Here is a 19,097-nt window from a genome sequence, read left to right on the forward strand (position 1 = left end):
GTAGGTTTGCGGTGATTATAGCAAGAGGGAAACGCCTGGTTCCATTCCGAACCCAGAAGCTAAGACTCTTCGCGCCGATGGTACTGCACTTTTGTGGGTGTGGGAGAGTAGGTTATTGCCGCTTTATTATTCAATAGCCCCGGCTTCGCCGGGGCTATTTTTGTTTGGGGAGGCCCTAGGGCCTCCCCATTTGTCTTTAACATCCCATCAGTACGGGTGCACGGAAGGTGCTCTCTATACTAGAATGGTATGGCTTATGTTTAGGCATTAGCGGGTGTATCTAAAGCACCCCTCATAGAGTTGATGCCTCAGGCAGCGGTTCGACCGAATCGACTGCATACCCTACCCGCCCAAGAGCGGATACCTCCCAAGGAGATTCATGTCTGAGACCCCCCGTCACGAGTCTAACGGCTCCGGCCCCCGCCAGCCCCGCAAGAACAGCGGAGGAAAGGACTTCCGCTCCAAGAAGGGCGGCAAGAACTTCGGTGGCAAGGGCGGTTTCAAGCGTAACGACCGCGGAGGCAAGAAGTTCGACGGCCGTCGCTCCGACTCCCGATCCAAGGCACCTCGATCCAACGGCCCTGAGTCTGAGGCACCTCGCGAAGAAGTACGCAGCATCGGTGGCCGTGCAGGCTACCGCCCCGCAAAGCCCAAGGCGCCGGAAATTGACGACGACATCACCGGTCGCGAGCTGGACGGCGCAACCTTCCGTCAGCTGCGCGCCCTGGAACCGCGCAACGCAGAAACCGTCGCAAAGCACCTCGCCATGGCTGGTCGCTACCTCGACATCGACCCCGAATTCGCGCTGGAACACGCCGTTGCCGCATCCCGCAGCGCAGGCCGTATTGCCGCAGTACGCGAAGCTGTTGGCGTTGCCGCATACGTAGCAGAAGACTTCGAACTGGCACTGCGCGAACTGCGCACCCACCGCCGTATTAGCGGCTCCGTAGACCACCTGGCACTGCTGGTGGACTGCGAACGCGCGCTCGGCCGCCTGCCCAAGGCAATGGAAATGATTGCAGAATTCAAGAAGGAAGAACTGCCCGCCAATGTGCGCGTAGAGCTCGCCATCGTTGAATCCGGTATCCTCAGCGATCAGGGCAAGAAGTCCGAGGCCGTCGTAGCGCTGCAGATTCCTCAGCTGAACCCCAAGCGCGCCTTCGAGTACAGCCCCCGTCTGTTCAGCGCATACTCCGACGCGCTGGCTAACGCGGGCCGTAACCAGGAAGCAGAACGCTGGGCACGCCTCGCCTTCATGGCAGAAGCAGCACTGGGCCAGGGCAATTTCGCAGAACCCGAAATCTTCGACATGTTCGGTGAAGCAGGCCTCTTCGAACAGGAAGAGAAGTCTGTAGAACTCACTGAGACCGCAGAAGACGCTGAAGAGGACGCTAGCGAAGCTGAAGAAGAAGCTGAGGACGAGAAGACCGAAGCTCCCAAGACTGAAGAAGCAGAAGAAACCTCCGCAGAATAAGACTGCGGAGAATCTAAGAATTCTGAATACTTGACCTAAGTGTCAGCGTGAAACCGCTGGACGCCACACCCAAGCAGGGGGAGAGCGTCCAGCGGTTTTCCATATAATCGCCCGAAGGCACCAACGCTAGAGTGTCTAACAGGTACGATTAATAGCGACAACCGCCAGAGACCCCGAGAGGAACACTCTATGACCACGAACGCACTCCTATCCCGCTACGATGCCCTCCTCTCCGACCTGGACGGCGTAGTCTACGCGGGTCCCTTCGCCATCGAAGGTGCACCCGAAGCGCTCAACCGTGCCGAAGAAGAACTCAACGTACCGGTCATCTTCGTCACCAACAACGCATCGCGCTCCGTAGAATCCGTAGCAGAGCACCTGCGTGAACTGGGCGTGCACACCCGAGCAGAACGAGTCGTCAGCTCCGCACAGGCAGGCGCCGCACTGCTCGCACAGCACGTACCCGCAGGCTCCAAGGTACTCATCACCGGTACCGAAGCACTCGCCGACTGCGTGCGTGACGCAGGTCTGGAACCCGTACGTACCGAAGCAGAAGGCCCCGTAGCCCTCATCCAGGGCTTCAACCCGAAGATGGGTTGGGAAGACCTCGCAGAAGCCGCCTACACCCTCGCAAACCCCGACATCCTCTGGATTGCCACCAACACCGACCAGAGCATCCCCAAGGAACGAGGCCAGGCACCCGGCAACGGAACCCTCGTAGCAGCCGTAGCAAGCGCAACCCGCCGCACCCCGCTCGTCGCGGGCAAGCCCGAGGCACCCATCTTCCACACCGCAGCGCAGGCAGTGAACTCCAGCCGCCCCGTCATTGTGGGCGACCGCCTGGACACCGACATTCTCGGTGCCAACAACGCAAAGATGGACGGTGCCCTCGTCCTCACCGGCGTACAGACCTACCAGGACGTCATCGAGGCAGTACCGAATCAGCGTCCGACCTATATTCTGCGCACCCTCGAGGACTTCTTCGCACCCTACCCCGAAATTGAGGTGCTCTACGAAGGCTACGAAGTCACCGCAACCGGCCCCACCTGGCAGGCACGAGTCCGCGGTGAAAACCTGAGCCTGACCGGCCCCGAGGTTGAAGACACCGAAGCATTTGCGGGCAGCGAGAGCGAAGCCGAAGCATGGCGCGTAGCCTGCGCGGCATGGTGGGCGGCAAACCCCGAACAAGGCGCACGCCCCAACATCCAGGGGATCCCCGGTGCCTAAAGAACCGGAGACTAACAGCACGGCAGAGGAAACCGCTGAGCTTGATGCAGAATTCGAGCGCCAACTCGCGGCGACCCTCGCCATGGACCCCGTAGAGCGCGTCAAGCGCCTCGAAACGATGAGCGAGCAACTGGAGAAGGATCTCGAAAACCTCTCCTAGTTCGCGGCGGTGAACCCTCAGAACGTTATCGTCTGAGGGTTCACCGGCACTAGACAACCCCGCCACCAGAGGACAGAAAGAAGACAAGGACACCGTGCGCCTCGATAAATACCTGGTCGAAGCCGGATTCGTGAGCTCCCGAACCCTCGCCGCAAAACTCATCGCGGCAGGAGACGTGCAAGTCAACGGCAAGGTTGCGCGCAAAGCGTCCATGCTCGTGGGCCCGGAGGATACCTTCTACGTGCGCCAGAGCGAGCTGACCGAATACGTCAGCCGCGCAGGGCACAAGCTCGCCGGTGCCCTCGACGCGTTCCCCGATATTGAGGTGGAGGGCAAGCGTTGCCTGGATGCAGGAGCATCCACCGGAGGCTTTACCGATGTGCTACTTCGTCGAGGAGCCGCCCACGTAGCCGCCGTTGACGTAGGACACGGGCAGCTCGTGGACACGCTCCGCGAAGAACCGCGAGTCGGCGTGTACGAAGGACTCAACGTGCGCTACATGAAGCCCGAAGACATTGGCGGGCAGGTCGAACTGACGGTTTCTGACCTCTCGTTCATCTCACTGACCCTGGTTATGGAGGCGCTAGCGAACGCCACCGAAACCGGCGGCGACCTGGTGCTCATGGTCAAGCCGCAGTTCGAGGTCGGCAAGCACCGCATCGGACGCGGGGGAGTGGTGCACGAAGAATCCGCCCGCCGTGAAGCAGTGGAAAAAGTTCAGGCATCTGCGGTGAGCCACGGGTTGCGTGTGATGGGTATGGAGCCCAGCCCGCTCCCCGGACAGGACGGCAACGTAGAGTACTTCCTATGGTGCAAAAAATAAATACGGTGTCGAAAGTAAATATAGTGCCGAAAATAAATAGTGTTATAGGCAGTCTGAGAAAACCGCTCGATAACGCAGGACGCGTTGAGGGGGGGCTTTCTCAGGCTGCCACGCTATTCGCAAGTATTTTAGAGATACCCCCGCTGTACGCTATTCGAAATAATTTTCTAAAAATATAGCTCTTTAGAAAATCTTCGAGAACATATTCGGTATGATAGGTGTAGATACACCATCTCAACACCCCGATCTCAACACCTCGATGGGAGAGAATCGTTATGGCAGAACACGAAAGCCACGCACCGCAGGAAGCAACCGCGCAGGTAGCTACCGCAGGTGCGCGTCATGGTTCTGAACACCACAGTTTCGAACGTCATGGTTCCGAAGACTCGGTGGAACAACGTCACCGTAAGATTCTCGTCTTCGCCCACGTGGGGCGCAAAGAAGCACGAGATGCCGCCCGACAGGCATGCACCCAGCTCTACGAAGCGGGACTCGCACCCGTCATGACTCGCTCCGATCTGGAGACCCTGAGCGAAAACTGGGACGAGCCCGTCCCCGTGCAGGTCGTCCACGAATCCGTGGCGCTCATCGATATTGAACTCGGCGTGGTGCTCGGCGGTGACGGTTCGATTCTTCGCGCCGCAGAAATGGTGCGCCGAACCAGTGTTCCGCTCATTGGCGTGAACCTGGGACACGTCGGCTTCCTCGCCGAATCCGAAGAGAGCGACCTGACCGAAACCGTTCGCTGCATCGTCAACAACGAATACACCGTTGAAGAACGCATGGCAATCGACGTGGAAGTCTGGAACGACGGCAAGCGCGTGCACAGCGACTGGGCACTGAACGAAGCCAGTGTCGAAAAGGGCAACCGCGAAAAAATGATTGAAGTCATTATCGAGGTGGACTGCCGTCCGCTCAGTAGCTTCGGATGCGACGGCGTGGTCATGGGAACACCCACCGGCTCGACCGCCTACGCTTTCTCCGGTGGCGGCCCGGTCGTCTGGCCCGAAGTTGAAGCAATTCTCATGGTGCCGCTCTCGGCTCACGCACTCTTCGCGCGCCCGCTGGTAGCAGCGCCGACCTCCACCCTGGCGGTAGAAATGATGCCCGGAAACGGCGCCTCCGGCGTGCTCTGGTGCGATGGCCGCCGAACCGTAGAGCTGGACCCAGGCTCCCGTATTGAGGTGCGACGTTCCGAAAAGTCAGTGCTACTCGCCCGTATCCACCCGGCTCCCTTCTCTGAACGACTGGTGCGTAAATTTGAGCTTCCGATCCGTGGCTGGCGCGGCCCGCAGGACACCGAGAAGCACTAAAGAAAAGGAATGAACGTTCGTGATTGAGGAAATCCATATTCGAGACCTCGGCATCATCACCGATGCGAGGCTCCCCCTCGAACCCGGATTCTCCGTGCTGACCGGTGAAACCGGCGCAGGTAAAACCATGGTCGTCACCGCCCTCGGCATGCTCCTGGGCGCCCGATCCGACGCCTCCAGCGTGCGCAACGGCGCCAAGAGCGCCCTTGCCGAAGCAGTGATTCGCCTGCCCCACGGGCACCGCGCCCTCGAGCTTGCCGAAGAAGCCGGCGGCACCGCCGAAGACATCGACGAACAGACCTCCGAGCTGCTTCTGGCACGCACCGTCAACGCCTCGGGACGCTCTCGCGCCCACGTCGGCGGTTGCTCCGCACCCATCGGGACCCTGTCTCAGATTGGTCAGACTCTTGTTGCAGTCCACGGCCAGTCCGATCAGTTGCGCCTCAAATCAGCGGCAGAGCAGCGCCAGTCCCTCGACCTGTACGCCGGCGAAGAGCTCGCCAACCTGCTGGAGAAGTACCGCGAAAACTACGAGCGATACCGTGCCGCCGCCGCAGAGCTGAAGGAAGTACGCGAAAACTCGCGCGCACGAGCCCTCGAAGCGCAGACCCTGCAGAGTGCCCTAGAAGAAATCAGCGCCGTCAACCCGCAGGCCGGGGAAGAAGAAGAGCTCAAAGCCGAAATGGTGAAGCTCATGAACGTTGAAGCGCTACGCATTGCGTCAGCAACCGCCTCCGCAGCGCTCAGCGGTAGCGAATACTCCACCGGCGACGAGCAGAGCGTCATGAGTCTGCTCGATGCAAGCCGCTCCGCGCTACAGGCACAGGCAGACGCTGACGAAGAGCTTGCCTCCCTCGCCGCGCGCGTCAACGAACTGTTGATTCTTGCCACCGATATCTCCTCGGATCTGTCCTCCTACATGGCCTCCCTGGACGTTGAAGGCCCCGAACGTCTGGCGCAGGTGCAGACTCGCCGCGCCCAGCTGGCGACCCTCACCCGCAAGTACGGTGCCGACATAGCAGAGGTCCTCGAATGGGCCGAAGAATCCCGCGCACGCCTCGAGACCCTGGTGGATGACCCGCAGCGGCAGGAAACCCTGGAAACCGAGCTGGTGCAGCTACGCAAGGTGCTTGGCGCCCAGGCAGAAGAGCTGACCGCCCTGCGCCGTGCCGCCGCACAGAAACTGGCGGACGCCGTCAGCGAAGAGCTCACTGCTCTTGCCATGCCGAACGCCTCCCTGGTCGTGGAAGTTGCCGAAGCCGAAAAGTTCTCGGTACACGGTCGAGACACCGTAACCTTCATGCTGGCGCCGCACCGAACCGCCGTGCCGCGCCCGCTCGGTAAGGGCGCCTCCGGCGGTGAGCTCTCCCGCGTGATGCTCGCCCTGGAGGTAGTGCTTGCCGAAGTGGACCCCGTGCCCACCTTCATCTTCGACGAGGTGGACTCCGGCGTGGGCGGTAAGGCCGCTATCGAAATCGGTCGCCGCCTCGCCATGCTCGCCCGACACGTGCAGGTTCTGGTGGTTACCCACCTGCCGCAGGTTGCCGCCTTCGCGGACCAGCACATTCTCGTGCTGAAAAACGATGACGCGTCCCTCTCAAAGGTCAAGGTACTTTCCGAAGAGGAACGCGTGGTGGAACTGGCGCGAATGCTCTCCGGACACGATCAATCAGAATCGGCGCGAGAGCACGCCCGAGAGTTGCTTGCCGCCGGTCGAGAAGTGCCCCAGGGGCGCTGAAACTGACGGCAAACCTGCCGGAAAAGCAGCGGGAAAGTGCTGGCAAAAGCGCCAAAAGGCGGCATCTTTCGCACTAAAGACCACCAAAGGGGCTGAAGCGCGCGAGCGTGCCTCGGAAAGTTGTCAGTACAGCCCAAGCCGGTGACCAATAGCGGCGCATGGAGCCCAGAGGATGTGAGATACTCTGTGAATGCTCCTACACCTGCTTCTACACGGCGCGGCGGGAATAATAAATCCCCAGCTCCGTTTACAGTGGTGATAAGGACAAATAGGGGAGGGAAAGCCGCCTGAGAGAATCCTCTCGCGGCAAAACCCTCTGCTTGGATAGCAGACAAGAAAATGGTAGGCTTAAATTCCGTGGTGAATGAAAAAAATAACGCTCTGAACGCGTCCTCTAACGACAAGGTAACCCGCCAGATTTTCGTAACCGGCGGCGTTGCATCTTCTCTCGGTAAGGGCCTGTCGGCCTCTTCCCTCGGTCAGCTTCTTCGCGCACGTGGCCTCTCTGTGACCATGCAGAAGTTTGACCCCTACCTGAACGTCGACCCCGGTACGATGAACCCCTTCCAGCACGGTGAAGTCTTTGTCACCGACGACGGTGCTGAAACCGACCTCGACATCGGACACTACGAGCGCTTCCTGGACGAAAACCTCGACCAGTCCGCTAACGTGACCACCGGCCAGGTCTACTCCTCCGTCATCGCAAAGGAACGCCGCGGCGAATACCTCGGCGACACCGTCCAGGTCATCCCTCACATTACCGACGAAATCAAGGCCCGCATGCGTCACGCAGCGGAAATTGACAACGCACCCGACATCATCATCACCGAAATCGGTGGTACCGTCGGCGATATCGAGTCCCTGCCCTTCATGGAGGCAGCACGCCAGGTACGCCGCGATGTTGGCCGCAAGAACGTCTTCTTCCTGCACGTCTCCCTGGTGCCCTTCATCGGCCCCTCCGGCGAGCTCAAGACCAAGCCGACCCAGCACTCCGTCGCAGCACTGCGCGGCCTGGGCATCCAGCCTGACGGTCTGATTCTGCGCTGTGAGCGTGAGGTCCCCGTCTCGCACCGTACCAAGATCGGTAACGCATGCGACGTGGACAGCGACGCAGTCATCTCCTGCGCCGACGCACCCAGCATCTACGACATCCCCAAGACCCTGCACAGCCAGAAGCTCGACGACTACATCCTCGACTACTTCGGCATTGAGGCTCCCGCACCGGACTTCACCCAGTGGGACCGCCTGCTCGACGCAGTGCACCGCCCCGCAGCAGAGGTCAACGTTGGCCTGGTCGGTAAGTATATCGACCTGCCCGATGCATACCTGTCCGTCTCCGAGGCTCTGCGCGCCGGCGGCTTCGCAAACAACGTGAAGGTCAACATCAAGTGGGTTGCAGCCGACCTGTGCGCAACCGACGAAGATGCAGATCACCAGCTGCGCAACATGGACGCAATCCTCGTGCCCGGCGGCTTCGGCATCCGCGGCCTCGACGGCAAGATCGGCGCCCTCAAGTACGCACGCGAGCACAAGATCCCGACCCTGGGCATCTGCCTCGGCCTGCAGTCCATGGTCATCGAGTACGCACGCAACGTACTGGGTCTAACCGAAGCATCCTCCACCGAGTTCGATCCGGAAACCTCCGTACCGGTCATCGCAACCATCGAAGAGCAGAAGCAGTTCGTCGAAGGTGCAGGCGACCTGGGCGGCACCATGCGCCTGGGCCTGTACAAGGCAAACCTGGTTCCCGGCTCTCAGGTAGCTAAGGCGTACGGTGCAACCGAGGTTGCAGAGCGTCACCGCCACCGCTACGAGGTGAACAACGAGTACCGCGAGCAGCTTGAAGAAGCAGGCCTGCGCATCTCCGGTACCTCCCCGGACTCCTCGCTGGTCGAGTACGTGGAACTGCCCGCAGAGGCACACCCCTACTACGTGGCAACTCAGGCACACCCCGAGTACCGCTCGCGTCCGACCCGTCCGCACCCGCTCTTCTCCGGCCTGATTAAGGCTGCTCTGGAGCGCCGCGGCGCCTAACATCTAGGCACGAACGTTCAGCATCCCGCTCACCCCGCGCAGGGGAGAGCGGGATGCTTTCGTTTAAACCTGAACATGCCTTATTCCGTGCCCGTACCTGACGCGCCAAACGTAGCGGGGCTAAGAAGCCGCCTACAATGAAAGAATGAGCAACAACCAGCAGATTATTGATGCACCCTCCGAACGCACCATCCGCACCCGCACCGTGAAGTACAGCGGCTACGTGATCGAAACGACCGTTGAAGAGTACGAACTCAACAAAAACACCGTGCTGACCCGCGACGTCGTGGAAATGCCCGGCGCCGTCGCCGTGGCGGTCCTCAACGACAACAACGAACTGCTGATGCTCAACCAGTACCGCCACCCGGTGCGCATGAACCTCTGGGAAGTACCCGCCGGACTGCTCGACATCGACGGTGAAGACCCCCTGGTCGCCGCGCAGCGCGAACTTGCCGAAGAGGCAGACCTGCAGGCAGAAACCTGGAACGCACTGACCGACTACTTCAGCAGCCCCGGCGCAACCAGCGAAGCAGGCCGCGTTTACCTGGCACGCAACCTCTCGGAACTGCCCGCCGAAGAACGTAGCAAACGCACCGAAGAAGAAGCCGAAATGACCTACCGCTGGGTGCCCCTCGCCGAGGCAGTACAGCTGGTGCTGGGCGGAAAGGTTCACAACGCGCTCGCTATCCAGGCGGTACTCGCCACCTACGCGGCGGCGCAGAACAACTTTGAAGGCCTGCGCCCCGCCGAGGGCGGCTGGGAGTTCCACCCCTACATGGGACAGCGCCGCGAAAAGCCGGAGAACTTCCGCAACCACTAAGAACGGAACACAGAGCAGAACACAGGGCGGGGGATTAGCCCTGCCTACGGCAAACCCAAACGTCAAGAGGCCCAAACATCAACAGAACCGGCAGAGGAGATAGCGTGAAGCAGACAAAAAGCACGGCGAGCAAGGCACCCCGCGGCGCGGGTCTGCTCGGTGCGCCCTCTTCAGCCGGTTCCTCCGTGCTGGGTTCTTCTGCCCTGGGTGCTTCCCACCAGGAGGCGCAGACCCCGCTCCAGAAAGCCATTGACCAGTACCTCATCCACCTGCGCGTGGAGCGAGGAAGCAGCGAGCACACCATTGCCTCCTACGCGCGCGATTTGCGACGATACAGCGCCTACATGGCGACCCTCGGCGTCATCGACCCCGAACGCATCACCACCGCGCAGGTGCGTTCCTTCATGCGGGAACTCGCCGCCCCCACTGTGCCCCTTGCCGGATTTGACGCGGGGGAGAAGAATAACCAGAACGCGCAGGAAGCTCAGGAAGTACAGGAAGAAGCCGCAGAATCGCTGGCGCTGATGATCGCCTCCGAATCGGGGCGAGGGACTGGAAACGGGCGCGCTGGAAAAGGTCGTGCCGGGCAGCCGGAGAAAGCTGGGGCACCAGAAAAAGAAACGCCAACCGCTGAAGGGGCACCGAACCTGCCCCTGCCGCTGGGCCCGAACTCCATCGCCCGCACCATGGCGGCAGTCCGCGGAGCACACGCCTTCTGGGTCTCCGCGCTCATCGTGCCCACCGACCCGGCGGCACCGGTCACCCCGCCAAAGAACGTTAAACGCCTACCCAAAGCAGTCAGCGTAGAAGACATCCAGCGGCTACTCGCCGTACCCGACCGCGAAACCGCCACCGGGCTACGCAATCGAGCCATCCTCGAATTCCTCTACGCCACCGGCGCGCGCGTGAGCGAAATGCTCAACGCCGATATTGACGACGTGCACTTCGAAGGAACCCTCACCGATGAAGACGGCAACCAGATTACTTTGCCCGGCTACGTTCGACTCTTCGGTAAGGGAAACAAAGAACGGCTCGTACCCATCGGAAGCTACGCCCAAAAAGCAATCCAAGACTACCTGGTGCGTGCCCGCCCCTCCCTCGTAGCGCACGGTAAAGGCACCGCCGCGCTCTTCGTCAACGGACGAGGCAGCAGACTCGGACGCCAAGGCGCCTGGCTCATCCTCAAAGAAGCCGCCGAAGCCGCCGGGCTCAGCTCTGACTTCTCGCCGCACTCCATGCGCCATAGCTTCGCAACGCACCTGCTGCAGGGCGGTGCCGATATTCGCGTGGTGCAAGAACTGCTCGGACACGCCTCCATCGCCACCACTCAGGTGTACACCAAGGTCACGCCCGAGGGGCTCATGGAGGTGTACCGCATGGCGCATCCGCGTGCCCACGAACGGGGATAAAACCCCGTCAATCCGCGGAACAGCCGCTCTTGAGGTAACCTTATAGACAACGCTTAAACTTTAAAACTTCGAATTCATTGATGAAGGTGAACCATTGACTGAAGCTCAGGCTCAAGAACTCGGCCCCACCGGTCGACCCCTGCGCGTATACCCCGACCCGGCTCCGCTGAGCAGCCACGGTCCCGCCCGCATTATCTCTATGGTGAATCAGAAGGGCGGCGTGGGTAAGACCACCTCCACCATTAACCTGGGCGCGGCACTGGCAGAATGCGGCCGTAAGGTGCTGCTGGTCGACTTCGACCCGCAGGGTGCTCTCTCCGCAGGTTTCGGTGCGAACCCGCACGAACTGGACCTGACCGTCTACAACGTCATGATGGACCGCAAGGTCGACATCAAGGACGTCATCCTGCCCACCGGCGTGGAGAACATCGACCTGCTGCCCGCCAACATTGACCTCTCCGCAGCTGAAGTTCAGCTGGTCAACGAAGTGGCTCGTGAGCAGGTTCTCGCCTCGGCACTGCGCAAGGTCCGCGACGAATACGACGTCATCCTCATCGACTGCCAGCCCTCCCTGGGCCTGCTGACCGTCAACGCACTGACCGCCTCCGAAGGCGTCATCATTCCGCTGATTTGTGAGTTCTTCGCGCTGCGCGCCGTCGCACTGCTGGTCGATTCCATCGAGAAGGTTCAGGACCGCCTGAACCCCGACCTTGAAATCTCCGGCGTACTTGCTACCATGTTCGATGCCCGCACCATCCACTCCAAGGAAGTTCTGGCACGCATCGTGGACGCATTCGGCGACAAGGTCTTCGACACCGTCATCAAGCGCACCGTGAAGTTCCCGGACGCATCGGTGTCCGCTGAGCCGATCCTCAGCTACGCCTCCAGCCACCCCGGCGCGGAAGCATACCGCCAGGTGGCACGCGAACTGATCTACAAGGGCGGCGCACGTTAAAGCCCCCACACCTATACGCCCTTTGCTGAGGCGACTCTCACCCTTGAGTCACACCGGCAGAGGGCGTATAATTGTGTGGATTCTAAAGACCCCGCACACTGCTTACGCCGAAAAAGTAGGCGAAGTAAAAGCCGCATCTGAGACGGCACCAACAAAGCCGGGGAGAATAAACCTAAGGAGAATAGGTCGTTTATGACCACGAACGTCGCTGCCGTGAGGGTACCGACACCGAACGCAGACATTGCCGCGAACGCCCGGACTGAGGGCCGCGGCCTGCAGAACCCGGAACGCGGTTTCACCCTCACCCTCAGTAATTTTGAGGGTCCCTTTGATCTTCTACTGACCCTGATTTCGCGCCGCAAACTCGACATTACCGAGGTGGCGCTCGCAGAGGTCACCGACGAGTTCCTCGCATACCTGCACGCCCTCTACGCTGAAGGCACTGAACGCGCACTCGACGAAGCCAGCGAATTTCTGGTCACCGCCGCAACCCTGCTGGAACTCAAAACCGCACGCCTGCTCCCGCAGCATCGTGAACCCCTCGAAGAGGACGTTGCACTGCTGGAGGCACGCGACCTGCTTTTCGCCCGTCTGCTGCAATATCGCGCCTACCGTGAAGTTGCCGATATTTTTGCTGAACGCTGGGCGCAAGAAGCACAACGTTTTCCTCGTGCGGTAGCCCTCGAAGAACGATTCGCCCAGGCACTTCCCGAGCTGGTTTTCACCGGAGGCGCCGAAGAGTTCGCCCGCATCGCCGCAGCAGCGCTGAGCCGAACCCCCAAAGAGCCCGAACCGGAACCCGAAGAAATCGTTGAAGAACTCAACGAGCACCTGCACGTTCCGCTAACCACCATCGCGGCTGAAGAACACTACATTTTGCACAGCCTGCTCGATACCGCGGCGCGGGAACTGAGCTTCGCCGAACTGGTTCAAGGATCCGGCGAACTAGAAATCGCGGTGGTTCGTTTTCTCGCCCTGCTTGAGCTCTACAAAGAAGGTGCCCTGCACGTGGAACAGGACGCACCGCTCGGAGCTATTCGGGTACGTGCGAGCGCGAGCGCGGCACAGTTCGTGATCCGTGAAGAAACTGCAGACACCGCAGGCACACAGGATGCGCACGAAACCAGCGAAGCACCTGAACCACCAGAATCACCCCAAGTGAACGAATCTGCGAACGAATCTGAAGCTAACACGGGATCGGTAGAGGAGGATTATGAGTAATCATGGCTCACGCTTTGACCGTGAATTCACCCCCGACGACCTTGCGATCGTGAACATGGGCTACTGGGATCCGAACGCAGACGAGGATTCGGAACAGGCTGACTCGGCGCCGGCAGAGGCTGAAATCTCAAAGCCTGCTGAGGCGGACGCTGAGCCGGCTGAGCACGAGGTAGCCGCCGCTCCTCTGGATGAGATGACCGAAGAAGCTGAGGTTACCGAAGATGCGGAGGAGGCTGAAGCCGCTGAAACGGTAGAGGACTCCGACGGTTCCGACATTTCCAACAGCTCCGAGGAATCGCAGGAAACTGCACCCCGCGAGTCGAAGGAATCGGTAACGAAACCTGCAGCGAAATCGGCAAAGATTCCGGCGGGAGGCCCCTCCACCGCACCCAGCGTGGCGGTCGATGCCGAAGCCGAATTCTCGAAGGTCGAGGCAATCCCCGGCGGCGTCAAAAGCGCCATCGAAGCAATCCTCGCCGTTGCCGAAGCGCCCGTGAGCGTGCGTGAACTCTCCGCCGCGCTCATCGTCAGCGAACGAGCTGTTGAGCACGCGCTCGACCAGCTGTACCGCGAGTACAACGGCGAAGAAAGCGGCTACGGAGAAGACGAAAACCGGGTGGCGCCCGAACCGCGCGGATTCCAGCTGCGGAACATCGCAGGAGGCTGGAAGCTCTACGCCCGCGACGACTTCGCCCCCTGGGTGGCACGCTTCGTGACCCGCTCCAAGAGCACGACCCTCAGCAAGCCCGCCTACGAGACGCTCGCCGTGATTGCCTACCAGCAGCCGGTGACCAGGGCGAGGGTAGCCTCCATTCGAGGCGTAAACGCGGACGCGGCAATCCGTCAGCTGTTGCAACGGCAGCTGATTCGTGAAGCAGGGCGAGAAGCCGGAAGCGGCGCGACCCTCTACGAAACCACGGAGCTGCTGCTGGTGAAGCTCGGGTTGAACTCCCTGGAGGAGTTGCCGGCGCTCGCGCCCTTCCTGCCCGATGACACGGAAGCCGCAGTGCTTGCCGAAGGCAACGACTAAGACGAATCAATAAGACGAAGGAACGTTCGGGAAAAGCCTGAAACGTTCGCACTATACGACAGAAAAGAGAAGAACACCATGGCATATGGAAACTCCTCCCGCGGCGGCCGCTCTGCATCCGGCCGCCCCCAGAACTCCCGCGGTGGCCGTCCCGGCGCCGCTCGTCCCGGCCAGGGCGGTAATCCCGGCGCTAAGGGCGCATCCGCACGCGGCGGTCGCCCCGGCGCACCGAAGGGTGGCGCAGGCAAGGGCGGCGCAAAGGGCTTCGGCGAGAAGAAGTTCGGCGAGAAGAAGTTTGGCGAGAAGAAGTTCGGCGCAGGCCGCGCAGGTTCCGGCCGAGGCCGCGGCACCGAACTGCCCAAGCGCGAACGCCGCGCACCGGGCCGCCCCTACCGCTCCGGCGAAGCTTTCGCAAACGAGCGTGGCGAATACCGCGTCAGCAACTACGCTGGTCCGCACCGCCCCCGCCGCCCCCGCAACGCCCCGGTAGACCACTACGAGTTCTACGACCACGACGGCGTGCGCCTGCAGAAGCTGCTGGCTCAGGCCGGTGTGGCATCCCGCCGCGTCTGCGAAGAAATGATTACCGAAGGTCGCGTCACCGTCAACGGTGAAGTCGTAACCGAGCTGGGTGTGCGCGTGGACCCCTCCAAGGTGACCGTGCAGGTGGACGGCATGACCGTTCAGACCAACGACAAGCTCGTCTACATGGCATTCAACAAGCCCGCCGGCGTGGTCTCCACCATGGAAGATCCCGAAGGTCGCCCCTGCATCTCTGACTTCCTGCGTTCCTCCATGAGCGAGCGCGTGTTCCACGTGGGCCGCCTGGACGTCGAAACCGAGGGTCTGCTGCTGCTGACCAACGACGGTGAACTGGCGAACCGCCTCACCCACCCCTCCTACGAGGTGCCCAAGACCTACCTGGTGCAGGTTCCCGGCCCGATGGAGCCCGGCGTCGGCGCAGCCATGAAGAAGGGCATTCGCCTGGAAGACGGCGTGACCCGCGTGGACGAGTTCAAGCTGGTGGACTCTACTCCCGGCCACGTGCTCGTTGAGGTGACCATCCACTCCGGTAAGAACCGCATTGTGCGCCGCCTCTTCGACGCCGTCGGCTACCCGGTTGAGCGCCTGGTCCGCGTCGAGATGGGCCCGATCCGTATTGGTTCGCAGAAGCAGGGTACCGTCCGTAACCTCTCCAAGGTCGAGATCGGTCACCTGCTCGCTTCGGTGGACATGTAATAACGCTAAGGAGTTGTCATGAGCTCGCCCGCTGAGCTTTCCGCATCTGAGCTACCTATGGACTCAACACTGACCGGGCCGGTGCTCATTATCGGCTCGGGTCTGCTGGGTGCCTCCATCGGTTTGGGGTTGCGTGCGGCAGGATGCGAGGACGTGTACGTCCAAGATATTTCACCCACTGCCGAGGCTGTGGCGCAGGATATCGGTGCCGGTACAAGCTTCTCCACCCTGTCGGAGCAGGAGCGCGCCGCCTTCGCCCCGCAACTGGTGGTGGTGGCTGCGCCTCCGGATAGTGCCGGTGCCGTGTGCGCTCGCGCGTTGAACACCTATGCGCCTCGACCGGAGGCGGGCTACCCCGGCGCCGTGGTGACGGATGTTGCCTCGGTGAAGGTGCAGCCGCTGGCTGACGTGCTGGCTTCGGGCGCGGATGCGTCCCGTTACGTGGGTTCGCATCCGATGGCTGGGCGTGAGAAGTCGGGCCCGGTGGCTGCTCGCGGTGAGCTGTTTCAGGCGCGTCCGTGGATTATCTGCGAGCACGATTCGGTTCGTCCCGAGTGTGTGCGTCTGGTGCGTTCTGTGGCGGTGGAGCTGGGCGCGATTGTGACTTCTCTGAGCGTCGAGGAACATGATCAGACGGTTGCCCTGATCTCTCATGTGCCGCAGGCGATGAGTTCGCTGTTGGCGTCGCGTCTGCAGGACACTCCGTTGTATGCGCTGTCCCTGGCGGGTCAGGGTTTGCGCGATACGGTGCGTATTGCGGCTTCGGACCCGACGCTGTGGGTGCAGATTTTTGCGGCGAACGCTGACCCGATTGTGCAGACCCTCTACGGGGTGCGTGATGACCTGAACCGTCTCATCGCGACGCTGGAGAATCCGACGGCGTCCGGTGCTCGCCTGGATTTGGCGCAGCTGATGAGCGAAGGCAACGCGGGCGTGAGCCGTATTCCGGGTAAGCACGGTACTGCTCCCGCCGCGTTTGCAAAGATGACGGTGCTGGTGGACGACACCCCCGGCACGCTGGCTCGTTTGCTTGCCGAGATTGGTGAGCTGGGCGCGAACCTTGAGGATTTGCGTCTGGAGCACTCGACGGGTGCCCCGGTGGGTATGGCTGAAATCTCGGTCAATCCGTCTATTCATGAGGCGCTGGTCCGCGATTTGTCGGCTCGCGGTTGGCGTGTTGTGAAGTAGAGTTAAAGCTGTATTTTCCGGCATAAAGTTTGAGACGAATTTGAAGGAGTGCTGATGCACGAGAACCCTAAACTGACGATTGCTATTGACGGTCCCTCCGGTTCCGGTAAGTCGTCTGTGTCTAAGGAAGTTGCACGCCACTTTGGCCTGGCGTACCTGGACACCGGTGCAATGTACCGTGCCGCAACCTACCGTGTGCTGGAACTTGGCATTGACCTGAACGACGCTGAGGCGATCGCGAAGGCTGTCGAGGAGATGCCCCTGGTGTTCGGTACGAACATTAAGGAAGAAGAGATTCTGATGGGCACGACCGATATCCGTGAGGAGATTCGTAGCGAGCGCATTTCTTCGGCCGTTTCTGCTGTGGCTTCGGTTCCGGCGGTTCGTGAGCACCTGATTGGCCTGCAGCGTTGGATGATTGACCACGCTATTAACGGCATGGTCGCTGAGGGCCGCGACATCACCACCGTGGTCGCTCCCGACGCTGATGCACGCATCCTGCTGACTGCTTCTGAAGAGGTGCGCATGGCGCGCCGCGGCCTGGAAAACGCGGAGAAGTCCGGCGCTTCGGGTGACTTGAGCAAGCAGATCGCTGAGCGTGATGCGAAGGATTCGAAGGTCAATAACTTTATGGAAGCTGCCGAGGGCGTGACCCTGGTGGACAGCTCGGATCTTGATTTTAATGCGACGGTCTCTGCAGTGATTAACGCTGTGAATGACCAGTTGAAAGCGAAGCGCGAGGGCTAGGCCCCGCCGAAACGCTGGGGGAGTGGTGCATCCGCTCCCGAGAAGACGTTGAGCCGCGCTCGCGTGCTGACCTTTGGGTCGGGCGTGGGGCGGGTAGAGAAAGGAATGCGCATGGCTGAGGACGCTATCCGCGACGATTACGAAGATAAGTACCTGGGCGGTGGCGAGGACGACGTTACCGAGCGCCTCGCTGAGATTGATGATGAGACCGCTGATCAGCGTGCTCAGGCTCTTCTAGAGGGTCTTGAGGACTACGACCTGGATGAAGAGGACCGCGCCCTGCTGGGTGCTTGGGGCTTCGACATTGAGGAAGAGGAAGAGCAGCTCGCTGATCCGGTAGTGGCGATTATTGGCCGCCCGAACGTGGGTAAGTCGACCATCATTAACCGTATTCTGGGCCGCCGTGAAGCGGTGGTTGAGGATAAGCCGGGTGTGACTCGTGACCGCGTGTCCTATAAGGCTGAGTGGCTGGGTAAGAGCTTCACCCTGGTTGATACCGGTGGTTGGGAGTCTGACGCCCGCGGTATTGATGCTCAGGTTGCTGAGCAGGCTGAGATTGCTGTGGAGCAGGCCGATGTTGTGGTCCTGGTGGTTGACGCTCGCGTGGGTGTGACCGCTTCGGACGAGCAGATTGTGCGTATGCTGCGCCGCGTGAAGAAGCCGATCATTCTGATTGCTAACAAGATTGATGACGCTCACCTGGAGCCGGAGATTTATAACCTCTGGTCGCTGGGTATGGGTCAGCCGTTCCCGGTGTCGGGTCTGCACGGTCGTGGCCTGGCGGATGCTCTGGACGAGATCCTTGAGGTTATGCCGGAGCACTCGCAGTTCGCTCAGCCGGAGGCGCTGGGTGGCCCGCGTCGTGTGGCTCTGGTAGGTCGCCCGAACGTGGGTAAGTCGTCGCTGCTGAACAAGCTGGCTGGTTCTGAGCGTGCCGTGGTGAACGACCTGGCTGGTACGACTCGTGATCCGATTGACGAGATTATTGAGCTGGGCGGCTACCCTTGGCGTTTTGTGGATACCGCGGGTATTCGCCGTCGCCAGCACATGGCTAAGGGTGCGGAGTTCTACTCTTCGCTGCGTACTCAGACTGCTCTGGAGCGTTCTGAGGTTGCCGTGGTGCTGCTGGATGTTTCCGAGCCGATCTCTGAGCAGGATGTGCGTATCGTGCAGACCGTGATTGATTCGGGTCGTGCGATGGTCCTGGCATTCAATAAGTGGGATACCCTCGATGAGGACCGCCGCTACATGCTTGAGCGCGAGATTGAGCGCGACCTGGCGCACGTGCAGTGGGCTCCTCGCGTGAACATTTCGGCGAAGACCGGCTGGCACAAGGACAAGCTGGTGCCCGCCCTGGAACACTCGCTGGAGTCGTGGGATTCGCGTATTCCGACCGGTCGCCTGAACGCGTTCCTGGGCGAGATTGTTGCCGCGCATCCGCACCCGCTGCGTGGTGGTAAGCAGCCGCGTATTCTCTTCGGTACTCAGGTGTCTTCGCGTCCGCCGAAGTTCGTGCTGTTTACTACCGGTTTCTTGGATCCAGGTTACCGTCGCTTCATTATGCGTCGTCTGCGTGAGACTTTTGATTTCACGGGTACTCCGATTGAGATTTCGATGCGTGTGCGTGAGCGTCGTTCCTTGGGTGAGCGTCAGAGCGCGAAGGCTAAGAAGGGCAAGAGCGGCCGCCGCTAGTAGCGGTACGTACCTGCTTGGTGCCGT

Annotated in this window: 16 protein-coding genes and 1 rRNA gene; all 17 read left to right on the forward strand. The window is 61.0% G+C overall.

The annotated features are described in order from the left end of the window. Positions 1-7: 7 nt before the first annotated feature. The 17 genes from rrf (at position 8) to der (ending at position 19,070) form a co-directional block, all read left to right on the forward strand. A 5S ribosomal RNA gene (rrf, locus tag O3675_RS07195) occupies positions 8-124 on the forward strand. 255 nt (positions 125-379) lie between these two features. After that, positions 380-1,474 carry a hypothetical protein gene (locus O3675_RS07200; RefSeq protein ID WP_371571768.1) on the forward strand — a complete coding sequence of 365 codons (1,095 nt, stop codon included), beginning with the start codon at positions 380-382 and terminating at the stop codon, positions 1,472-1,474. 189 nt (positions 1,475-1,663) lie between these two features. Then, on the forward strand, positions 1,664-2,701 hold the full coding sequence (locus O3675_RS07205) for an HAD-IIA family hydrolase (protein WP_311654807.1): 1,038 nt from the start codon (positions 1,664-1,666) through the stop codon (positions 2,699-2,701). Then, entirely contained in the window at positions 2,694-2,861 is a 168-nt protein-coding gene (locus O3675_RS07210; protein WP_005506658.1) for a hypothetical protein, read from the forward strand. The genes O3675_RS07205 and O3675_RS07210 overlap by 8 nt, the downstream gene beginning before the upstream one ends. A gap of 94 nt (positions 2,862-2,955) precedes the next feature. Next, positions 2,956-3,684, forward strand: coding sequence for a TlyA family RNA methyltransferase (locus O3675_RS07215; protein ID WP_371571769.1), 729 nt, complete (start codon positions 2,956-2,958; stop codon positions 3,682-3,684). A gap of 275 nt (positions 3,685-3,959) precedes the next feature. Beyond that, positions 3,960-4,997: an NAD kinase gene (locus O3675_RS07220; protein ID WP_303938875.1), complete on the forward strand. Its 1,038-nt coding sequence runs from the start codon at positions 3,960-3,962 to the stop codon at positions 4,995-4,997. A 19-nt stretch (positions 4,998-5,016) separates the two neighbouring features. Next, the gene (gene recN, locus O3675_RS07225) at positions 5,017-6,735 is read left to right on the forward strand and encodes a DNA repair protein RecN (RefSeq protein WP_314365355.1); all 1,719 of its coding nucleotides are present in this window, start codon (positions 5,017-5,019) and stop codon (positions 6,733-6,735) included. A 339-nt stretch (positions 6,736-7,074) separates the two neighbouring features. Beyond that, complete coding sequence (locus tag O3675_RS07230; protein WP_005506644.1) at positions 7,075-8,769, forward strand: CTP synthase; 1,695 nt, start codon at positions 7,075-7,077, stop codon at positions 8,767-8,769. 145 nt (positions 8,770-8,914) lie between these two features. After that, the gene (locus O3675_RS07235; protein WP_371571771.1) at positions 8,915-9,589 is read left to right on the forward strand and encodes an NUDIX domain-containing protein; all 675 of its coding nucleotides are present in this window, start codon (positions 8,915-8,917) and stop codon (positions 9,587-9,589) included. A gap of 104 nt (positions 9,590-9,693) precedes the next feature. Next, a complete protein-coding gene (locus O3675_RS07240) occupies positions 9,694-10,998 on the forward strand; it encodes a site-specific tyrosine recombinase XerD (protein ID WP_371571773.1) in 1,305 nt (434 codons plus the stop codon). A gap of 94 nt (positions 10,999-11,092) precedes the next feature. Then, a complete protein-coding gene (locus O3675_RS07245) occupies positions 11,093-11,953 on the forward strand; it encodes a ParA family protein (protein WP_005506637.1) in 861 nt (286 codons plus the stop codon). 192 nt (positions 11,954-12,145) lie between these two features. Beyond that, entirely contained in the window at positions 12,146-13,174 is a 1,029-nt protein-coding gene (locus O3675_RS07250) for a ScpA family protein (RefSeq protein ID WP_371571775.1), read from the forward strand. Beyond that, the gene (gene scpB / locus O3675_RS07255) at positions 13,167-14,204 is read left to right on the forward strand and encodes an SMC-Scp complex subunit ScpB (protein WP_371571777.1); all 1,038 of its coding nucleotides are present in this window, start codon (positions 13,167-13,169) and stop codon (positions 14,202-14,204) included. Before O3675_RS07250 ends, scpB begins: the two co-directional genes overlap by 8 nt. Before the next feature lie 78 nt (positions 14,205-14,282). Beyond that, the gene (locus O3675_RS07260) at positions 14,283-15,443 is read left to right on the forward strand and encodes a pseudouridine synthase (RefSeq protein WP_371571778.1); all 1,161 of its coding nucleotides are present in this window, start codon (positions 14,283-14,285) and stop codon (positions 15,441-15,443) included. 18 nt (positions 15,444-15,461) lie between these two features. Further along, positions 15,462-16,631 carry a prephenate dehydrogenase gene (locus tag O3675_RS07265; protein ID WP_371571780.1) on the forward strand — a complete coding sequence of 390 codons (1,170 nt, stop codon included), beginning with the start codon at positions 15,462-15,464 and terminating at the stop codon, positions 16,629-16,631. Positions 16,632-16,685: 54 nt separating this feature from the next. Beyond that, entirely contained in the window at positions 16,686-17,378 is a 693-nt protein-coding gene (gene cmk / locus O3675_RS07270; RefSeq protein WP_371571782.1) for a (d)CMP kinase, read from the forward strand. A gap of 111 nt (positions 17,379-17,489) precedes the next feature. Continuing rightward, positions 17,490-19,070: a ribosome biogenesis GTPase Der gene (gene der, locus O3675_RS07275; protein WP_371571784.1), complete on the forward strand. Its 1,581-nt coding sequence runs from the start codon at positions 17,490-17,492 to the stop codon at positions 19,068-19,070. The last annotated feature ends 27 nt before the right edge of the window (positions 19,071-19,097 follow it).

It is taken from the genome of Rothia sp. 27098_8_27 (genome assembly GCF_041432805.1).
Classification (GTDB): Bacteria; Actinomycetota; Actinomycetes; order Actinomycetales; family Micrococcaceae; genus Rothia; species Rothia mucilaginosa.

Excerpts from the sequence above, each read along its gene's own strand:
- O3675_RS07200 (WP_371571768.1), top strand. The coding sequence starts at position 380 with ATGTCTGAGACCCCCCGTCACGAGTCTAACGGCTCCGGCCCCCGCCAG.
- O3675_RS07205 (WP_311654807.1), top strand. The coding sequence starts at position 1,664 with ATGACCACGAACGCACTCCTATCCCGCTACGATGCCCTCCTCTCCGAC.
- O3675_RS07220 (WP_303938875.1), top strand. The coding sequence starts at position 3,960 with ATGGCAGAACACGAAAGCCACGCACCGCAGGAAGCAACCGCGCAGGTA.
- O3675_RS07230 (WP_005506644.1), top strand. The coding sequence starts at position 7,075 with ATGGTAGGCTTAAATTCCGTGGTGAATGAAAAAAATAACGCTCTGAAC.
- O3675_RS07235 (WP_371571771.1), top strand. The coding sequence starts at position 8,915 with ATGAGCAACAACCAGCAGATTATTGATGCACCCTCCGAACGCACCATC.
- O3675_RS07250 (WP_371571775.1), top strand. The coding sequence starts at position 12,146 with ATGACCACGAACGTCGCTGCCGTGAGGGTACCGACACCGAACGCAGAC.
- scpB (WP_371571777.1), top strand. The coding sequence starts at position 13,167 with ATGAGTAATCATGGCTCACGCTTTGACCGTGAATTCACCCCCGACGAC.
- O3675_RS07260 (WP_371571778.1), top strand. The coding sequence starts at position 14,283 with ATGGCATATGGAAACTCCTCCCGCGGCGGCCGCTCTGCATCCGGCCGC.
- O3675_RS07265 (WP_371571780.1), top strand. The coding sequence starts at position 15,462 with ATGAGCTCGCCCGCTGAGCTTTCCGCATCTGAGCTACCTATGGACTCA.
- cmk (WP_371571782.1), top strand. The coding sequence starts at position 16,686 with ATGCACGAGAACCCTAAACTGACGATTGCTATTGACGGTCCCTCCGGT.
- der (WP_371571784.1), top strand. The coding sequence starts at position 17,490 with ATGGCTGAGGACGCTATCCGCGACGATTACGAAGATAAGTACCTGGGC.